15 protein-coding genes are annotated in these 15415 nt (G+C 68.0%); 4 read left to right on the top strand and 11 right to left on the bottom strand.

Annotation, left to right across the window (positions count from 1 at the left end; genetic code table 11):
- Positions 1–5 precede the first annotated feature (5 nt).
- The 8 genes from B5G02_RS01580 to B5G02_RS01545 form a co-directional block, all read right to left on the bottom strand.
- Complete coding sequence (locus B5G02_RS01580) at positions 6–725, bottom strand: DNA alkylation repair protein (protein ID WP_094334918.1); 720 nt, start codon at positions 723–725, stop codon at positions 6–8.
- A 106-nt stretch (positions 726–831) separates the two neighbouring features.
- Entirely contained in the window at positions 832–1626 is a 795-nt protein-coding gene (locus tag B5G02_RS01575; RefSeq protein WP_094334917.1) for an ABC transporter ATP-binding protein, read from the bottom strand.
- A 3-nt stretch (positions 1627–1629) separates the two neighbouring features.
- Complete coding sequence (locus B5G02_RS01570) at positions 1630–2586, bottom strand: ABC transporter permease (RefSeq protein WP_019239692.1); 957 nt, start codon at positions 2584–2586, stop codon at positions 1630–1632.
- Between the two features lie 304 nt (positions 2587–2890).
- Positions 2891–3916 (bottom strand): ABC transporter substrate-binding protein, encoded by a 1026-nt coding sequence (locus tag B5G02_RS01565; protein ID WP_094334916.1) that lies wholly within the window; start codon positions 3914–3916, stop codon positions 2891–2893.
- 60 nt (positions 3917–3976) lie between these two features.
- Positions 3977–4990 (bottom strand): ABC transporter substrate-binding protein, encoded by a 1014-nt coding sequence (locus tag B5G02_RS01560; RefSeq protein ID WP_094334915.1) that lies wholly within the window; start codon positions 4988–4990, stop codon positions 3977–3979.
- 132 nt (positions 4991–5122) lie between these two features.
- The gene (locus B5G02_RS01555; RefSeq protein WP_241146123.1) at positions 5123–6100 is read right to left on the bottom strand and encodes a helix-turn-helix domain-containing protein; all 978 of its coding nucleotides are present in this window, start codon (positions 6098–6100) and stop codon (positions 5123–5125) included.
- Positions 6101–6274: 174 nt separating this feature from the next.
- Positions 6275–7714, bottom strand: coding sequence for an asparagine--tRNA ligase (gene asnS / locus B5G02_RS01550; RefSeq protein ID WP_094334914.1), 1440 nt, complete (start codon positions 7712–7714; stop codon positions 6275–6277).
- A gap of 125 nt (positions 7715–7839) precedes the next feature.
- A complete protein-coding gene (locus tag B5G02_RS01545; RefSeq protein ID WP_094334913.1) occupies positions 7840–9192 on the bottom strand; it encodes an FtsX-like permease family protein in 1353 nt (450 codons plus the stop codon).
- Positions 9193–9408: 216 nt separating this feature from the next.
- Between B5G02_RS01545 and feoB the strand changes: the two genes are divergently transcribed.
- Positions 9409–11769: a ferrous iron transport protein B gene (feoB, locus tag B5G02_RS01540; protein ID WP_094334912.1), complete on the top strand. Its 2361-nt coding sequence runs from the start codon at positions 9409–9411 to the stop codon at positions 11767–11769.
- 55 nt (positions 11770–11824) lie between these two features.
- On the opposite strand, the gene B5G02_RS01535 is transcribed toward feoB, so the two are convergent.
- Entirely contained in the window at positions 11825–12358 is a 534-nt protein-coding gene (locus B5G02_RS01535) for a cysteine hydrolase family protein (RefSeq protein ID WP_094334911.1), read from the bottom strand.
- Positions 12359–12481: 123 nt separating this feature from the next.
- Between B5G02_RS01535 and B5G02_RS01530 the strand changes: the two genes are divergently transcribed.
- From B5G02_RS01530 to B5G02_RS01520, 3 genes are all read left to right on the top strand, one after another.
- Positions 12482–13033 carry a uracil-DNA glycosylase family protein gene (locus B5G02_RS01530; protein ID WP_094334910.1) on the top strand — a complete coding sequence of 184 codons (552 nt, stop codon included), beginning with the start codon at positions 12482–12484 and terminating at the stop codon, positions 13031–13033.
- 106 nt (positions 13034–13139) lie between these two features.
- A complete protein-coding gene (locus B5G02_RS01525) occupies positions 13140–13430 on the top strand; it encodes a type II toxin-antitoxin system prevent-host-death family antitoxin (protein ID WP_094334909.1) in 291 nt (96 codons plus the stop codon).
- Positions 13423–13848 (top strand): type II toxin-antitoxin system VapC family toxin, encoded by a 426-nt coding sequence (locus B5G02_RS01520; protein ID WP_094334908.1) that lies wholly within the window; start codon positions 13423–13425, stop codon positions 13846–13848. Before B5G02_RS01525 ends, B5G02_RS01520 begins: the two co-directional genes overlap by 8 nt.
- 70 nt (positions 13849–13918) lie before the next feature.
- Here the strand turns inward: B5G02_RS01520 and B5G02_RS01515 are convergent, their stop codons facing one another.
- Positions 13919–14650 (bottom strand): hypothetical protein, encoded by a 732-nt coding sequence (locus B5G02_RS01515; protein ID WP_094334907.1) that lies wholly within the window; start codon positions 14648–14650, stop codon positions 13919–13921.
- Positions 14647–15372, bottom strand: a complete 726-nt coding sequence (locus tag B5G02_RS01510) for a helix-turn-helix transcriptional regulator (protein ID WP_094334906.1) — start codon at positions 15370–15372, stop codon at positions 14647–14649. Before B5G02_RS01510 ends, B5G02_RS01515 begins: the two co-directional genes overlap by 4 nt.
- Positions 15373–15415 lie beyond the last annotated feature (43 nt).

Raw genomic sequence — 15415 nt, 5'->3', positions numbered from 1 at the left:
CCCACTCAGCGCCGCACCTTGAGCGCCTGCAGGTGCGCCTTGAGCTCCGGATCGATCCGACGGGATTCGCGCGCCTTCTGGAGCGAGGCGTTGTGCGTCCATGCGTCGATGATGGTCGACCCGTCCGCCCGGCGTTCCTCGAAGAGCGGCAGGGTCGCTTCGGGCTGCTTGATGAGGGCATAGGAGAAGTACCACGCCCGCGCCATGTTGACGTAGTATTCCGGCCGCGCGATGGCGGCGACCCACCGGAGCTGCTCGGGTTCGAAAGCGTCGCCGAGGTAGAGCTCCATGAGCTGGGTCACGGCGAAGCGCACGAGGTACTCCGTGCCGGCGCCTGTCGCGCGCATCCACGCATGGAGCCGCTCGAGCACGCGGGGACGGTCGCGCTTGAACGTGGGCACGCGGATGAGGTCTGAGGTCGCCCAGTTGTCGACGGCGGGCAGGAACGCCTCGAGCAGCGAGAACGTCTCCTCCACGGTGCCCGCGGCGTGTCCGATGAGCTCGGCATGGAGGTTCATCTCGTCGTACGTGCCGTGGGGAAGCGGCTGGTCCAGGAAGGCGAGCGCCTCGGCGCGCCGCTCGCGCCAGAGCGCACGGGCGAACTTCCGCAGCTCGGGTATGCGCACGCCGAGGATCCGGTCGGGCGCGACCGTGGGCACGAGCTTCGCCTGGAAATCCCGGTATGCGGGGTCTGCGATCGCTTCGAGCTCTGCACGCGCGTCCATAGTGTCTCCTTGCTGGACGAGGCTACAAGAAAAGGCGCGGGAGCACGCGGGGCACAGCAGCCCGTTGCGTTCCCGCGCCTCCAAATTCTCGCGCCTTACATCCGGTCTAATTGAGCAGCATGCGGTCGTTCGCGAGCTCGCCGCCCGAGACCTCCTCGAACTTCTGCAGCAGGTCGCCCACGGTGAGCGCCGCCTTCTCCGCGCCCCGAACATCGTAGATGATGCGCCCCTCGTGCATCATGATGAGGCGGTTGCCCAGGCGGATGGCGTCGTTCATGTTGTGCGTGACCATGAGCGTGGTGAGGTTGTGCTCGGCCACGATCTTCTCGGTGAGCTCGAGCACCTTCGCGGCGGTCTTGGGGTCGAGCGCCGCGGTGTGCTCGTCGAGCAGCAGCAGCTTGGGCTCCACAAGGGTCGCCATGAGCAGGGTGAGCGCCTGGCGCTGGCCGCCGGAGAGTAGGCCGACCTTGCTCGTGAGGCGCTTCTCGAGCCCGAGCCCGAGCTCGCGCAGGCGGTCGGCGTATTCTTCCTTCTCGGCGCGCGTCACGCCCCAGGCGAGCGTGCGGGTCTTGCCGCGGCGGCGCGCCATGGCGAGGTTCTCGACGATCTGCATGTCGGCGGCCGTGCCCATCATGGGATCCTGGAACACGCGGCCCAGGTAGCGGGCGCGCGCAGGCTCGGAGAGCCGGGAGATGTTCTTGCCGTCGAGGGTGATGGTGCCCGCGTCGATGGGGTACACGCCGGCGATCATGTTCATGAGCGTCGACTTGCCCGCGCCGTTGCCGCCGATGACGGTGACGAAGTCGCCGGCCGCGAGGTGCAGGTTGCAGTCGATGAGCGCGCGCTTCTCGTTGACGGTGCCCGCGTTGAACGTCTTGGACACGCCGTTCATGGTCAGCATGGGTTATCGCCCCCCGTTCGAGGAATCGGCCGCGCCGCTCGCGGGCGACGCCTTGAGGGCGCGCGCGTATGAGCGTCTGAGCTGGTAGCGCTCCCAGACCACCGGGATGCAGAGGGCGAGCGCCACGATGACGGCCGAGATGAGCTTCATGTCGTTCGCGTCCATGCCCATCTGGAGCACGATGGCGCGGATAAGGAAGTACACGATCGAGCCGACCACCGCGGCGGTGAGGCGGCTGCCGAAGGAGCGGAGCTTGCCGGGGGTGAGGCGGCCGAGCACCTCGCCGATCACGATGGCGGCGAGGCCGATCACGATGGCGCCCGTGCCCATGCCGATATCCGCGTAGCTCTGGCTCTCGCACACGAGGCCGCCGGAGAGGCCCACGAGGCCGTTGGAGAGGGTGAGGGCGATCATCTTCGTGACCTTGGTGTTCACGCCGAGCGCGCGCACCATGGCCTCGTTGTTGCCGGTGGCGCGGCACGCCGAGCCGATCTCGGTGCCGAAGAACCAGTAGAGGCCGGCGATGAGGATGACGGCGAAGACGAGGCCGATGAGGATCGAGGCCACGTTCTGCGGCAGCCCGGTGGCGTCGGTGACGGTGGAGAAGAGCGTGTCCACGCGCAGAAGCGGCGTGTTCGACTTGCCCATGATGCGCAGGTTCACCGACCACAGGGCGATCTGAGTGAGGATGCCCGCGAGGATGGCGGGGATCTCGAACACCGTGTGGAGGAAACCCGTCACGGCGCCCGCCACCATGCCGGCGAGCATAGCGGCGAAGATGGCGAGGACGGGGTTGACCCCGCCCACGACGAGCACCGCGCACACGGCGCCGCCGAGCGCGAAGCTGCCGTCCACGGTGAGGTCCGCGATGTCGAGCAGCTTATAGGTGATATAGACGCCAAGGACCATGACGCCCCAGAGAATGCCTTGCGAGACGGCACCAAGCATGGCGAGCCCCATGAGCTTCTCCCTCCTCTATTGCCAAACGAACCCCGATGGGCGCGCCCACCGGGGTCGATGCAAGTACTTCCTGCATAAAATATGCCGAAAGTGTATCACGTTGCGCATGAAATGCCACCCGAGGCGCCTTCTGTAATGGTTCAGAAACGCGCAAGGGCTGCTCAGGGGCACATCCCGCCAATGCAATGTAAAATAACCCCAACGACTTTTTTACATCTGCGCGCGGGCGCGGTCGATGTGAACAGTCGCTGGGGTGATGGGGCGTGCGCGGCGGATGTAAAAAAGTCGCTGGGGTATTTTTACATCACGCGGAGACGTCCTCGGCGCCCTGCTCGACGATCGCGGAGACGTCGATGCCGAGCTCGTCGGCCGTTTCCTGGTTGTACACGAGGTCGCACTCATCGGCGCTCATGGTCACGATGGGCATCTCGGCGGGGTCCGCGTCCTCGGTGAGGATCTGGACGGCCATCTCGCCCGCGCTGTAGCCCAGCTCGTAGTAGTTGATGCTCACGGACGCGAGGCCGCCTGCCTCGACCTCGCCCACCTCGCCGCAGATCGTGGGCACGCCGGCGGCGTTCGCGATGCTCGCCACCTGCGCCATGGCGGCGGAGATGGTGTTGTCGGTGGGGGCGTAGATGGCGTCCACCTGGCCGACCATCGCCTCCACGACGGACTGGATCTCGTTCGAGCTCGAGACGGTGTAGCGCTCATGGCCGATGCCCGCCGCGTCGAGCTCCTCCTCGGCCATGGAGACCTGGATCTCGGAGTTGCTCTCGCTCGTGCAGAAGAGCAGGCCTACGTGCTTCGCGTCGGGCACGAGCTCCTCGAGGAGCTTCATCTGGTCCGCCACGGGGTTCATATCGGAGGTGCCGGTGAGGTTGCCGCCGGGCGCGTCGTTCGAGTCGACGAGACCGGACGCGGCGAAGTCGGTGATGGCGGTGCCGATGACGGGGATGTCGGTCGTGGCGCCGAGCACGGCCTGGGCGGCCGGGGTGCCGATGGCGAGGATGAGGTCGCAACCGTCGTTCGCGAACGTCTGCGCGATGGTCTGGCAGGCGTTCTGGTCGTTCGAGGCGTTCTGCTGGTCGGCGTCGTAGGAGATGCCGGAATCGTCGAGCGCCGCGATGAAGCCCTCGTTGGCCGCGTCGAGCGCCGCGTGCTGCGTGAGCTGCAGGACGCCGATCTTGTACGTCGTGCCGGAGGCGGCTCCGGAGCCAGATGCGTCAGCGTTGTCCTCACCGGAGCAGCCGGCGATGCCGAGCGCGCCGAGCGCGAACGTGCCTGCGAGGCCCGCCGCGAAGTTGCGCCGGCTGATGTTCATGTGTCCCATGATGCTCTCCTTATCTGGCGTCGGGGTTCGCCCGGCGCCACGGGGCGGATCGTCTTTACCTTAGACGATCTTCGGGTTATCGAGGATGCCGAGGTCGACACCGCAGGCATCGGCGGATGCCTGGTTGGCGATGAGCGTGCACTCGCTCGCGTCGAGGTACTCGATGGGCATATCCGCCGGGTTCTCGCCCTCGGTGAGGATGCGAACCGCCATCTCGCCCGCCTTGTGACCGAGGTCGACGTAGTTGATGCTGTAGGAAGCGGTGCCGCCGTCCTCGACCATGGTGTCGCAGCCCACGATCACGGGCACGCCCGCCTCGTCGGCGATGGAGGAGACCTGCGCCATGGCGGCCGCGATGGTGTTATCCGTGGGGGCGTAGATGGCGTCGACCTTGCCCACGGCGGTCTCGACGACGGACTGGATCTCGTTCGAGCTCGAGACGGTGAACTCCTCGTAAGGAAGGTCGTAGCTCTCGAGCGCCTCCTTCGCGAGGTCCACCTGGATGGTGGAGTTGCTCTCGGCGGTGCAGTAGAGGATGCCCGCGGTCTTGCAGTCGGGGACGAGCTTGACGAGCAGGTCGATCTGATCGGAGACAGGGGTGAGGTCGGAGCTGCCGGTGACGTTGCCGCCGGGGGCGTCGTTCGAGCTCACGAGGCCCACGGACTCGAAGTCGGTGATGGCCGAGCCCACGATGGGGATCTCCTTCGTCGCGGCGGCGACGGCCTGGGCGGCGGGGGTGCCGATGGCGAAGATGAGGTCGCTGCCATCGTTCACGAACGTCTGCGCGATGGTCTGGCAGGCCGTCTGGTCGTTCGAGGCGTTCTGCTGGTCGGCGTCATAGGAGAGGCCCGCCTCGTCGAGCGCCTTGATGAAGCCCTCGTTCGTCTGGTCGAGCGCCGCGTGCTGCGTGAGCTGCAGGACGCCGATCTTGTAGGTCTTGCCGTCCGAGGCGGACGCCTTGCCCGTGGAGCTGCCCTCCTTCGCGTCCTCGCTGCCGCATGCGGCGAGCGGCAGCGCGCTGGCGGCGGCGAGGGTGGCGATGAGGCCGCGACGACTGATTGATGGCTGGTACATGGCTTCCTCCGATAACGCGGGGCGGGCAACGTTTCTGCCCGCCGTCGATATGATGGAATTGGCCCCGATAGGGTCAGGTTATCCCATCATAACGACCGCCCCGCGCGTGCCCCGAGGGCGCGGGTTACGTCACTAACTCTTAACGTAGGGAGCTGCTGCGGCGTCCGCGGCCGCCCTGCCGGGCGCGATGTGCAGGTCGCCTTGGCCGTCGATGCAGGAGAGGTTCGCCAGGCGGTCGAGCCGAAGCGTGCGCGCGACGGCTACGGAGCCGATTTCCATGTCGAGCGCGGTGCCTTGGACGAACACCTCGCCGTGGGATTCGAACAGGCTCGTCGGCTGCATGCGCTGGCGCTTGCCATAGCCCCGGGGCGGACCGGCCGCGGGCGTAGGCGAGCGGTGGTGCGCGCCGCGATCCGGCACGGGCGCCTCGCGTGCGAGCTCGAAGGCGAGGGGGACGTCCTCCGCGAGCGCGTGCCGCACGAGCGCCGCGGGGCTGTCGACGAAGAAACGCTTCGCCGTGCCCTCGCGCGTTTGCACGGGGGAGCCCGCGGGCTTGGGATCGTCCGGGGCATGCGGCGCGAGCGCGGCGCGCTGGGTCGGGGAGGCGAAACGCAGAATGCGCTCGATGAGGCGCCTACGCTGGGCGGGGCTCAGCAGGCGGCTGCTCGCGAGGGCGCGCACGGCGAGCTCCGCGTCGCGGTCGCCGAGCGGGTGCTCCACGAGGGCGTAGCCGCAGCGCCCGCGGGTGATGATCTTGTAGCCAGCGGTGCGCAGCGTGTCGATGGAGGAGCGCACCGCGCTGCGGCTCACCGTGAGCGCCGGGGTGGCGGGGTCGGTGGGAGCTGCGAGCAGCGCCTTGATGTCGTCGGCGGTGATGCCCTGGTGCGCGTCGGTGCGCTCCTCGAGGATGTTCAGGATGAAAAGCGTCCTGAGGACGCCCATCGAGACGCGGCCATGCGGTTCGCCCGCGGTTTCGTCGGCTGCGCCCGCAGGCTCGCCCGCGCCGCCGAGTGCCTCGGCCGAATCGCGCTCCATGCCGGGAATCTCCGCATCGTTCGCCTGCAGGCGACCTTCGTCCTCGGGAACCGTCCGACCCATGGTTTCACGCATGATGACCCCTTTCGCGCGCTCGATGCAGCGAGGGTAGTCGAAGCGGCGTCCTAAACCGAAACCGCCCGCCGGACGGTGCGTTCCCGTCGGCGGGCGGCTTCCGTTTTTCTCAACATGGCACGAATCTCGCATGCCCCTGGCAGCTGTCGGATTCGTGCAAGGTCGGCGGGGTGGTTAGAACTCGGCGTTCCCCACCGTGCGCGGGTGCGGAATGACGTCGCGGATGTTGCCCACGCCCGTGAGGTACATCACAAGGCGCTCGAAGCCCAGGCCGAAGCCCGCGTGCGGGCACGTGCCGTAGCGGCGCAGGTCGAGGTAGTACCGGTACTGGCTCGCGTCCATGCCCAGCTCGGCGATGCGGCGCTCGAGCACGTCGAGCCGCTCCTCGCGCTGGCTGCCGCCGATGATCTCGCCGATGCCCGGCACGAGGCAGTCGGCGGCGGCGACGGTCTTGCCGTCGTCGTTCAGGCGCATGTAGAAGGCCTTGATCTCGGCCGGGTAGTCCGTCACAAACGTCGGGCGCTTGAAGTGTTGCTCGGTGAGGTAGCGCTCATGCTCGGTCTGCAGGTCGATGCCCCAGCTCACGGGGTAGTCGAAGGCGTGCCCGTCGGCCACGGCGCGCTCCAGGATCTCGACCGCCTCGGTGTAGGTCACGCGGGCGAAGTCGGAGCTCGCCACGTGCTCGAGGCGGTCGATGAGGCCCTTGTCCACGAACTTGTTGAGCATGCCGAGCTCGTCCGGGCAGCGCTCCTGCACGTCGCGGATGACGTATTTCAGCATGGCCTCGGCCAGGTTCATGTCGTCCTCGAGGTCGGCGAAGGCGATCTCGGGCTCGATCATCCAGAACTCGGCGGCGTGGCGCGTGGTGTTGGAGTTCTCGGCGCGGAACGTCGGGCCGAAGGTGTAGACGTCGCCGAAGGCCATGGCGAAGTTCTCGGCGTTGAGCTGCCCCGAGACGGTGAGCGACGCGGGCTTGCCGAAGAAGTCCTGGCTCCAGTCCACCTCACCGGCGGTGAGCGCGCCGTCCGAGGCGGCAGCCTGCTCCGCGCTCACGAGCGGTGGGTTCGCGGGGTCGATGGTGGTGACGCGGAACATCTCGCCGGCGCCCTCGCAGTCCGAGGTCGTGATGATGGGCGTGTTCACGTAGACGAAGCCGCGCTCCTGGAAGAAGCGGTGGATGGCCGCGGCGGCCACGGAGCGGATGCGGAACACGGCGCGGAAGAGGTTCGTGCGCGGGCGCAGGTGCTGCTGGGTGCGCAGGAACTCGACCGTGGCGCGCTTCTTCTGGAGCGGGTAGTCCGGCGCGGAGGGGCCCACGACCTCGATGGTCTCCGCCGTGAGCTCGAAGGGCTGCGGCGCGTCCGGGGTGAGCTTGAGGGTGCCCGTCGCGGTGATGGCGGCCGAGACGTTCTGATGCGCGATGTCGTCGTAGTTGGCGAGCGTCTCGCGGTTCATGACGATCTGCAGGTCGCGGAAGCAGCTGCCGTCGTTCACGGTGACGAAGCCGAAGTTCTTCATGTCGCGGACGGACTTGATCCAACCGGCGACGGTGACGGTGCTGCCCCCCAGCTCCTCGGCCTGCGCGTAGAGCTGGGCGATCTTGGTGCGGTTCATGTGGTGCTCCCTCGGTACCTTCTGTGCACATGCAACCTTCTCATAATAGCAGCTACCGCCGATAACGAGTCAATGGGGACGGGTTCAATTGACTCAGCGAGTCAATTGAACCCGTCCCCATTGACTCAGAGCAGCAGGCGCTCGCAGGCGCGGCAGGTGATGCGGTAGTACGCGCCCATGAGGGCGAGGGTGAAGGCGAGGGTGCCGGCGACCACGAGCGCGAACGACCCGCTGCCCAGCACGAGCGCCAGGAAGGCGACGAGGATGAGGCCGAACACATCGTGGACGAGCGCGCATCCGAGCGGGGCGGCGAAGCTCAGGCGCACCTGCTGGCGCAGGCTGTCGCGTGCGAGCTCGCGGTCGCAGCCCAGCTCGCGCAGGGTCTCGTAGGCATGTCGCGCGTCCGCGGCGCCCGAGAGCTGCTGCAGCGCGAGGATCGCCGCGGCGGTGACGAGGAACGCCGCGCCGTAGAAGATCCCGATGTAGCCGATGGGCGCGAGCGTGCTCGCGTTCTCGACCACCGCCCCCGGCGCGCGCATGCCGACGCTGAACGCGAAGCCCGCGCAGATCATGCACACGGCCGCCGCGATGAGCACGCACACGCAGGCGAGCGCGGCCGAGGTGCTCGAGATGCGCGCCTCGGTCTGCCGCACGGTGAAGGGGCGCAGGCCGTCCCAGTAGCGCTCGGGCCTCCGCCGGGCGCGCTCGCCCATCTGCCAGGCGCCCGCGCGCATCACGAGCATGGTCGCCCCGAACGCGGCGAAGCCCATGGGGATGATGAAGGCGACGAAGTACATCGGCTGCACGACGCAGCTCCCCCACACGACGGCGAGGAGCGGCACGGCGAGGGCGAGCTGCACGCGCGCCCCGCGCTTGCTCGCGAAGCGCATGCGCTCGGGTGCGCGCTCGGCGCTCATGAGTTCGATGAGGGGGCGGCGCACCACGTCGCGCACGCAGGCGGCGGAGCCGAGCGCGGTGATGGCCGCGAAGCTGCCGACCGTCCAGACGGCGGCGTCGGTGGAGAACACCGGGAGTAGCCGCCAGGGCGCGTCGAACACGAAGGCGGCGATGAGGCCGAAGGCGGGGGAGAGCACGACTCCGGCGAGGATGCCCGCCGCGAGCGCCGCCGCGCCCACGATGCCGCCCTCGAGGGCGAGCACGCACGCCACGCCGTGGCGCTCCATGCCCAGCAGCGCGTACATGCCGAACTCGCGCTTGCGGCGGCGCACGATGAAGCGGTTGGCGTAGGCGACGAGGAAGATGAACACCACGACGACGAAGACGGAGAAGCCCTCGAGGACGCCGCCCATGCTCCCATAGATGCCGCGCTGCTCGGGCGTGAGGTCGAGCGCGGTGAGGTAGTCGCCCGAGGCGATGAACGAATACAGCAGGCAGGCGGCGAGCGCGAGCGTGGCGAAGTAGACCGAGTAGTCGCGCAGGCTGCGCCGGACGTTCCCGCGTGCGAGTTTGAGGTACATGATGCTCCCATCGGTTGGTGGCAGCGTCCATTCTCGCCCTCGCGCGCCCGGCGAGCCATCGATTTGGCTTACGCGAAGGTTTCGTTTTTGTAAGGGTGTGCGCTTTCCGCCTGCGACGCTGCCGCGCCGCCCCGATACCGCTACAATCTCATACGGCCTGTGTTCACTGCGGTCAACATTTCGACCGCCCCGGAGGCGCACCAGAGGAGATTTCGCATGAAGCTCGACGAGCTTGAGATAGGTAAGGACGCGATCATCGAGTCGGTCGAGTCGGACGATTCGTCGCTGCGCCAGCACATCTTCGATATGGGGCTCACGCCCGGCACCGAAGTGACCATGATGAAGTACGCGCCCATGGGAGACCCGCTCGAGATCCGCCTGCGCGGCTACGAGCTCACCCTGCGCCGCGCCGACGCGGCACGCATCGCGGTCACCGACGTGCACGACGCGCACAACTGCCCGCGCAAGAACCCCGAGGCCACCTCGACCGCGCACCCGGCGCTCGGCGAGGAACCCGCCCGCCCGCGCCGCGAGGGCGCCGCGCCGCTGCCGGAGTCCGCGCCGATCCTCTTCGCGCTCGCCGGCAACCAGAACTGCGGCAAGACGACCCTCTTCAACCAGCTTACCGGCTCGAACCAGCACGTGGGCAACTTCCCCGGCGTCACCGTGGACCGCAAGGACGGCCAGATCAAGGGCCATCCCAACGCTACCATCACCGACCTGCCGGGCATCTACTCGCTCAGCCCCTACACGAGCGAGGAGGTCGTGAGCCGCCAGTTCATCCTCCAGAACGACCCCAGCGCGATCATCGACATCGTGGACGCCACGAACATCGAGCGCAACCTCTACCTCACGCTCCAGCTCATGGAGCTCGACCGGCCGATGGTGCTCGCGCTCAACATGATGGACGAGCTCACGCAAAACGGCGGCACCATCGACGTGAACGCGCTCGAGGCCGCGCTCGGCATCCCCGTGGTGCCCATCGCCGCGGCCAAGAACGAGGGCATCGGCGAGCTCGTGGAACACGCCCTGCACGTGGCGCGCTATCGCGAGCATCCCGGCCGCGTCGACTTCTGCTCGCCCGACGGCCCGGACGGCGGCGCGCTCCACCGCTGCATCCACGGCCTCATCGAGCTCATCAGCGACCACGCGGAGGCCGCGAACATTCCCGTGCGCTTCGCCGCGACCAAGCTCATCGAGGGCGACCACCTGGTCATCGAGGCGCTCGCGCTCGAGCAGAACGAGCTTGACGCGGTGGAGCACATCATCCAGCAGATGGAGGAGGAGGCGGGCACCGACCGCATGGCGGCCCTCGCCGACATGCGCTTCAGCTTCATCGAGCGCGTCTGCGGCGCGAGCGTGGTGAAGCCGCACGAGAGCCGCGAGCACCTGCGCTCCGTGGCCGCCGACCGCATCCTCACGGGCAAGTACACCGCCATCCCGGTGTTCATCCTCATCATGGCGCTCGTGTTCTGGATCACCTTCGACGCTGTGGGGCAGCGCCTCTCCGATCTGCTCGAGCTCGGCATCGAGGCGGTCACCGGCATGGCCGACCAGGCGCTCACGGCGTTCGGCCTCAACCCCGTGGTGCATTCGCTCGTGATCGACGGCATCTTCGCGGGCGTGGGCAGCGTGCTCTCGTTTCTGCCCATCATCGTGGTGCTGTTCCTGTTGCTCTCCATCCTCGAGGACTCCGGCTACATGGCGCGCGTGGCCTTCGTGATGGACAAGATCCTGCGCAAGCTGGGGCTTTCCGGGCGGAGCTTCGTGCCCATGCTCATCGGGTTCGGCTGCAGCGTGCCCGCCATCATGGCCACGCGGACGCTGCCCTCCGAGCACGACCGCAAGATGACCGTCATGCTCACGCCGTTCATGAGCTGCTCGGCGAAGCTGCCGGTGTACGCGCTGTTCTCGGCCGCGTTCTTCCCCCACCATGCCGCGCTCGTGATGATCTCGCTCTACCTCATGGGCATGGTGGTGGGCGTGCTCGTGGCGCTCGTGCTCAAGGGCACGGCGTTCAAGGGCGACCCCGTGCCGTTCGTCATGGAGCTGCCCAACTACCGCCTGCCGAGCGCCAAGACGACGATCATGCTCGCGTGGGACAAGGCGAAGGGCTTCGTGACCAAGGCGTTCACCATCATCTTCGCCGCGAGCGTGGTCATCTGGTTCCTGCAGACGTTCGATATCCGCCTCGACGTGGTGACCGACCAGGCACAGAGCATGCTCGCGATGCTCGGCACCGCCATCGCGCCCATCTTCGCGCCGCTCGGGTTCGGGAGCTGGATCGCCGCGGCGGCGATCGTGGCCGGCTTCGGCGCGAAGGAGAACGTCGCGGCGACGCTCACCGTGCTCATGGGAGGCTCGGTCGCCGCGCTCTCGACGCTCTTCACGCCGCTTACGGCCTACACGTTCCTCACGTTCGTCCTGCTCTACACGCCCTGCGTGGCGGCCGTCTCCGCCGTGCGCAACGAGCTCGGCACGCGCATGATGTTCGCCGTGGTGCTCATGCAGTGCGGCGTGGCGTGGGTCGTGGCGTTCATCGTGCACGCGATCGGGCTGATGTTCGGCTTGGCCTGATAAAACGGTGTGATAAAAAGGTGTCTGACACCTTTTTATCACGGGCGCGGGCGGCCTAGCCGAGCAGCTCCACCTGGCAGCTGCGCATCGTGGCGAGGGCGGCCTCATGTGCCTCGGGCGTGACGCCGGCGCAGAGGGCGGGGTCGACGGAGACGGGCACCTCGGGCAGCGCGGCCTTGATGAGGAGTGCGTTCGACACCACGCAGATGTCGGTGCACACGCCCACGAGCTCGATGGATTCGATGGGTTCCTCGGCATTGCGGCGGGCGAGGTAGTGCGCGAGCGCCGTCGAGCCGAACGTGGGCTTCTCGAAGGCGCGCGCCTGCCGCTCGCGCTGGAGCTCGGCGAGCGCGGGGATGAGCTCCCAGCCCGGCGTGCCCTTGATGCAATGGGGGACGGGCAGGTGCTCGCCCTCCTGGGTGGCAAGGTAGTTTTCGCCGTGCGTGTCGAGCGTGAAGATGAGCTCGCCGTCGAACGCGCGGGCGGCGTCCACGAGCGCGGGCGCGATGGCCTGCGCCTCGGGCGTCCCGAGCGCGCCGTCGACGAAGTCGTTCTGCATATCGATCACGATGAGATACCGGTTTGCCATGATTCCTCCCAAGCCGTTGAGCGGTGCGCGCGTCGGGCGTGCCCGTAGCGGGCGGGCTCGCTGCGGCGCATAATAATCTGGTCACGATTATGCATCAGAGCCGATCGGATGGGAGCAGAGGGCATGGCGGGTTACCAGCATATTTCGCACGGGTTCGAGCCGGTGTTCGACGAGCGGTCGCGCCTGCTTGTGCTCGGGTCGTTCCCGTCGGTGCTGTCGCGCGCGAACGCGTTCTACTACGGCAACCCGCAGAACCGCTTCTGGCGCGTGATCGCGGCGTGCACGGGCGAGCCGGTGCCGCCGAACGAGGGGGAGGCGCTGCCGGGCGACGGCGGCCGCGCGACGCTCGCCGCGTCGATCGAGGCGAAGCGCGCGCTCCTGCTGCGCCACGGCATCGCGCTCTGGGACGTGATTGAGAGCTGCGACATCAAGGGGTCGAGCGACGCGAGCATCCGCAACGTGGTTCCCGCTCGCATCGAGCGGGTGACCGCAGTCGCCCCGCTGCGCGCGGTGCTATGCAACGGCGGGACGGCGGCGCGGCTGTACAAGCGCTACCTGCAGGAGCGCACGGGCATCGAGGCGCAGGCGCTCCCCTCGACGAGCCCGGCGAACGCCGCGTGGAGCCTGGAGCGCCTCACCGCGCGTTGGGGCGAGGCGCTGGGGGCGTATCTCTGACCGAACAAGTACGGGACTAAACGGGTGCCTATACCTCTCGTGATGTCTATTTCAGAAAAAAGTAGCTACAAATGGTACAATGTAGCTCTTTACGAAGGAGGGCGACATGGATACGTTGCTCGAGCCCGTCGGCACGCGCGAGGCCAAGAACCGGTTCAGCGAGCTGACCGCGGAGGTCAATCGCTCGGGCGCGGCGCTTCCCGTGCTGAAGAACGGCAAGCCATGGGTCGTCATCCAGCCAGCGAGCGCCGAGGCGATGGCGCGGCGCGACCGGCTGGCGCGATTCCGGGCGCTCACGGAGCGCATCGAACGGGATGTGGAGGCAGATTCCGCGTGGGATGCGGACGTCTCGGATGCGGAGATGCTGGCGGAGGAGCGGGTGAAGCGCTTTGGCTAGCGTCGTCTTGGACACCAACATCATCCTCGATTACCTGAGCCCCGCGCACGAGCGGCATCTCGATGCCGTCGACCTGCTCGAGCAGCTCCTCGAGTCCGATGTATACGAGCCAACCATCCTCGCGGCGAGCATCAAGGACGCGTACTACATCCTGTGCCGGCACTTCGGAGCGCGCCGCGAGGAACAGGCGCGCGATCGGTTGGACGCGTTCAGGCAGATCATGACCGTCGTCGAGCTCACCGGAGAGGTGCTCGACCGGGCGTTCGCCTCGGACGAGCCCGATTTGGAGGACGGCATCGTGCGCGCCACCGCTGAGGTGCTCTCGGCAGCGGCCATCGTCACGCGTGATCGGGAGGCGTATGGTTCGTCAACGGTGCCGAGCATGACGGCGCGGGAGTTCTTGCAGCGGATGCTGTGACCGCCGCTGTTGTTCGGCTTGGGGCGCGCTGACATTTTTGCCGGGGGGGGGGCTCAGCGCTTGGGCGCGATTACCGCGGGAGGTGTGGTGCCACGGCGCGCCAGAGCGGGTGCGGGGAGGCGACGGTGATGGCGTCGCCGCTCGCATGTGCCGGGTCGACGCCGAGCAGGGTGTCGAGTTCATCGAGCGCGCAGCCCATGCGCACGGCAGCGACGAGGCGGTCGATGGCGCGGGAGACGGGTCTTCGCCACATGCCGAGGCGCGGGGCGCGCATGAGGCGCGGGATGAGCCCGGCGTCGGTGATGACGGTGCCGCCGCACCATGCAAGCGATGCCTGGGCGCAGGCGCGAGCTGCGTCGTCGAGGGCATGCACGCCGTCCGCGCCATCCGCGCGCGCGGCGCAGGCGATGCCGTAGATGCGCGTCTCCGGCATGAGGCGCCCGCGTGCGGCGAGCTGGGTGAGCGCGGCTCCGAGCGTCTGTGCCGCGGGCTTGCGGGGCGGTTCCGCATTGCCCGGTGCATACACCGCGACGACGGCGTCGCAGGTGGCGAGCGCTGTGGCTGGGTGCACGGGGTCTTCCCCGTCTCCCACGTTCCGTTCGTCCTCGCGTGCGACGTCGACGTGCAGGAGGGGAGGGTGTGCCGCCGCTTGGGGGTCCGTGCTCGAGAGGCGCGCGTAGGCAATGAGCGCCGCCCGGAAATCGTCGAGCACGAGGCCTGCAGCGGAGGCGTTTGCCGGGAGGCTCACGAGCGCGATGCGCTGCGGCGCCCGTACCGTCGTGCGTGCATGCTCCGTGCTCATGCTAGCTCCGTTTCGATCTGGATTGAGTCGGCGAGGTTGCGTGCCTGGGGCCATTCCACCCCGCCGCGCACGTCGAAGGATACGCTCACCCTCCAGCCCTCCTGCAGCTCAATGGGCTCGCGCGACGCCGGTACGGACTCATCCGCACCGCCCGCATTCACCGGCTCGTCGGGCACGTTGTAATCGTAGGTGGTCGTGCTGTCGGCGCTGCAGACGATATAGCGCGATGGGAACTGCTCGGTGTATCCCATATCGACGACGAAATCGCCGAAGACGCCGTCGCTCGCTACGACGGTTCCCTCGATGACGATGTAGTCCGGTGTGTTCGCGCGCACGCAGTACAGCAGGATCAGGGCGAGGAGCACCGCGAGCGCCCCGCAGGCGATGGCGATGAGCGCGCGCCGGCGGTTGGGCGACGCGGGAGGTTCGGCAGGCCCATCCGCTGCGTTCGGCCCCTTCGCAACGTCGTCCGAGCTCGACGCTGCCGGCGCGGGCGCCTCGCCGCCGGATTCAGCATCCCGCCCGATACCCAGGAGCGCGTCGAGCTCCACGCCGTAGAGCCGCGCGAGCGCGATGAGGTTGTCGGTGCCGGGGACGGACTCCCCGCACTCCCATTTCGACACCGCCTGCCGGCTCACGCCGAGCTTGCGGGCGAGATCCTCCTGGCTGATGCCGTGCGCGCGGCGGAGCTCATACAAGCGCTGGGCGATCGTGGTGCTCATGGCGGCTCCCTTCGCGTTGCCGGATGCGGTGTGCCTGGAATTG

The organism is [Collinsella] massiliensis (genome assembly GCF_002161605.1).
Classification (GTDB): domain Bacteria; phylum Actinomycetota; class Coriobacteriia; order Coriobacteriales; family Coriobacteriaceae; genus Enorma.
This window is presented reverse-complemented; position numbering and strand designations above follow the sequence as displayed.

Excerpts from the sequence above, each read along its gene's own strand:
- B5G02_RS01580 (WP_094334918.1), bottom strand. The coding sequence starts at position 725 with ATGGACGCGCGTGCAGAGCTCGAAGCGATCGCAGACCCCGCATACCGG.
- B5G02_RS01575 (WP_094334917.1), bottom strand. The coding sequence starts at position 1,626 with ATGCTGACCATGAACGGCGTGTCCAAGACGTTCAACGCGGGCACCGTC.
- B5G02_RS01570 (WP_019239692.1), bottom strand. The coding sequence starts at position 2,586 with ATGGGGCTCGCCATGCTTGGTGCCGTCTCGCAAGGCATTCTCTGGGGC.
- B5G02_RS01565 (WP_094334916.1), bottom strand. The coding sequence starts at position 3,916 with ATGGGACACATGAACATCAGCCGGCGCAACTTCGCGGCGGGCCTCGCA.
- B5G02_RS01560 (WP_094334915.1), bottom strand. The coding sequence starts at position 4,990 with ATGTACCAGCCATCAATCAGTCGTCGCGGCCTCATCGCCACCCTCGCC.
- B5G02_RS01555 (WP_241146123.1), bottom strand. The coding sequence starts at position 6,100 with ATGCGTGAAACCATGGGTCGGACGGTTCCCGAGGACGAAGGTCGCCTG.
- asnS (WP_094334914.1), bottom strand. The coding sequence starts at position 7,714 with ATGAACCGCACCAAGATCGCCCAGCTCTACGCGCAGGCCGAGGAGCTG.
- B5G02_RS01545 (WP_094334913.1), bottom strand. The coding sequence starts at position 9,192 with ATGTACCTCAAACTCGCACGCGGGAACGTCCGGCGCAGCCTGCGCGAC.
- feoB (WP_094334912.1), top strand. The coding sequence starts at position 9,409 with ATGAAGCTCGACGAGCTTGAGATAGGTAAGGACGCGATCATCGAGTCG.
- B5G02_RS01535 (WP_094334911.1), bottom strand. The coding sequence starts at position 12,358 with ATGGCAAACCGGTATCTCATCGTGATCGATATGCAGAACGACTTCGTC.
- B5G02_RS01530 (WP_094334910.1), top strand. The coding sequence starts at position 12,482 with ATGGCGGGTTACCAGCATATTTCGCACGGGTTCGAGCCGGTGTTCGAC.
- B5G02_RS01525 (WP_094334909.1), top strand. The coding sequence starts at position 13,140 with ATGGATACGTTGCTCGAGCCCGTCGGCACGCGCGAGGCCAAGAACCGG.
- B5G02_RS01515 (WP_094334907.1), bottom strand. The coding sequence starts at position 14,650 with ATGAGCACGGAGCATGCACGCACGACGGTACGGGCGCCGCAGCGCATC.
- B5G02_RS01510 (WP_094334906.1), bottom strand. The coding sequence starts at position 15,372 with ATGAGCACCACGATCGCCCAGCGCTTGTATGAGCTCCGCCGCGCGCAC.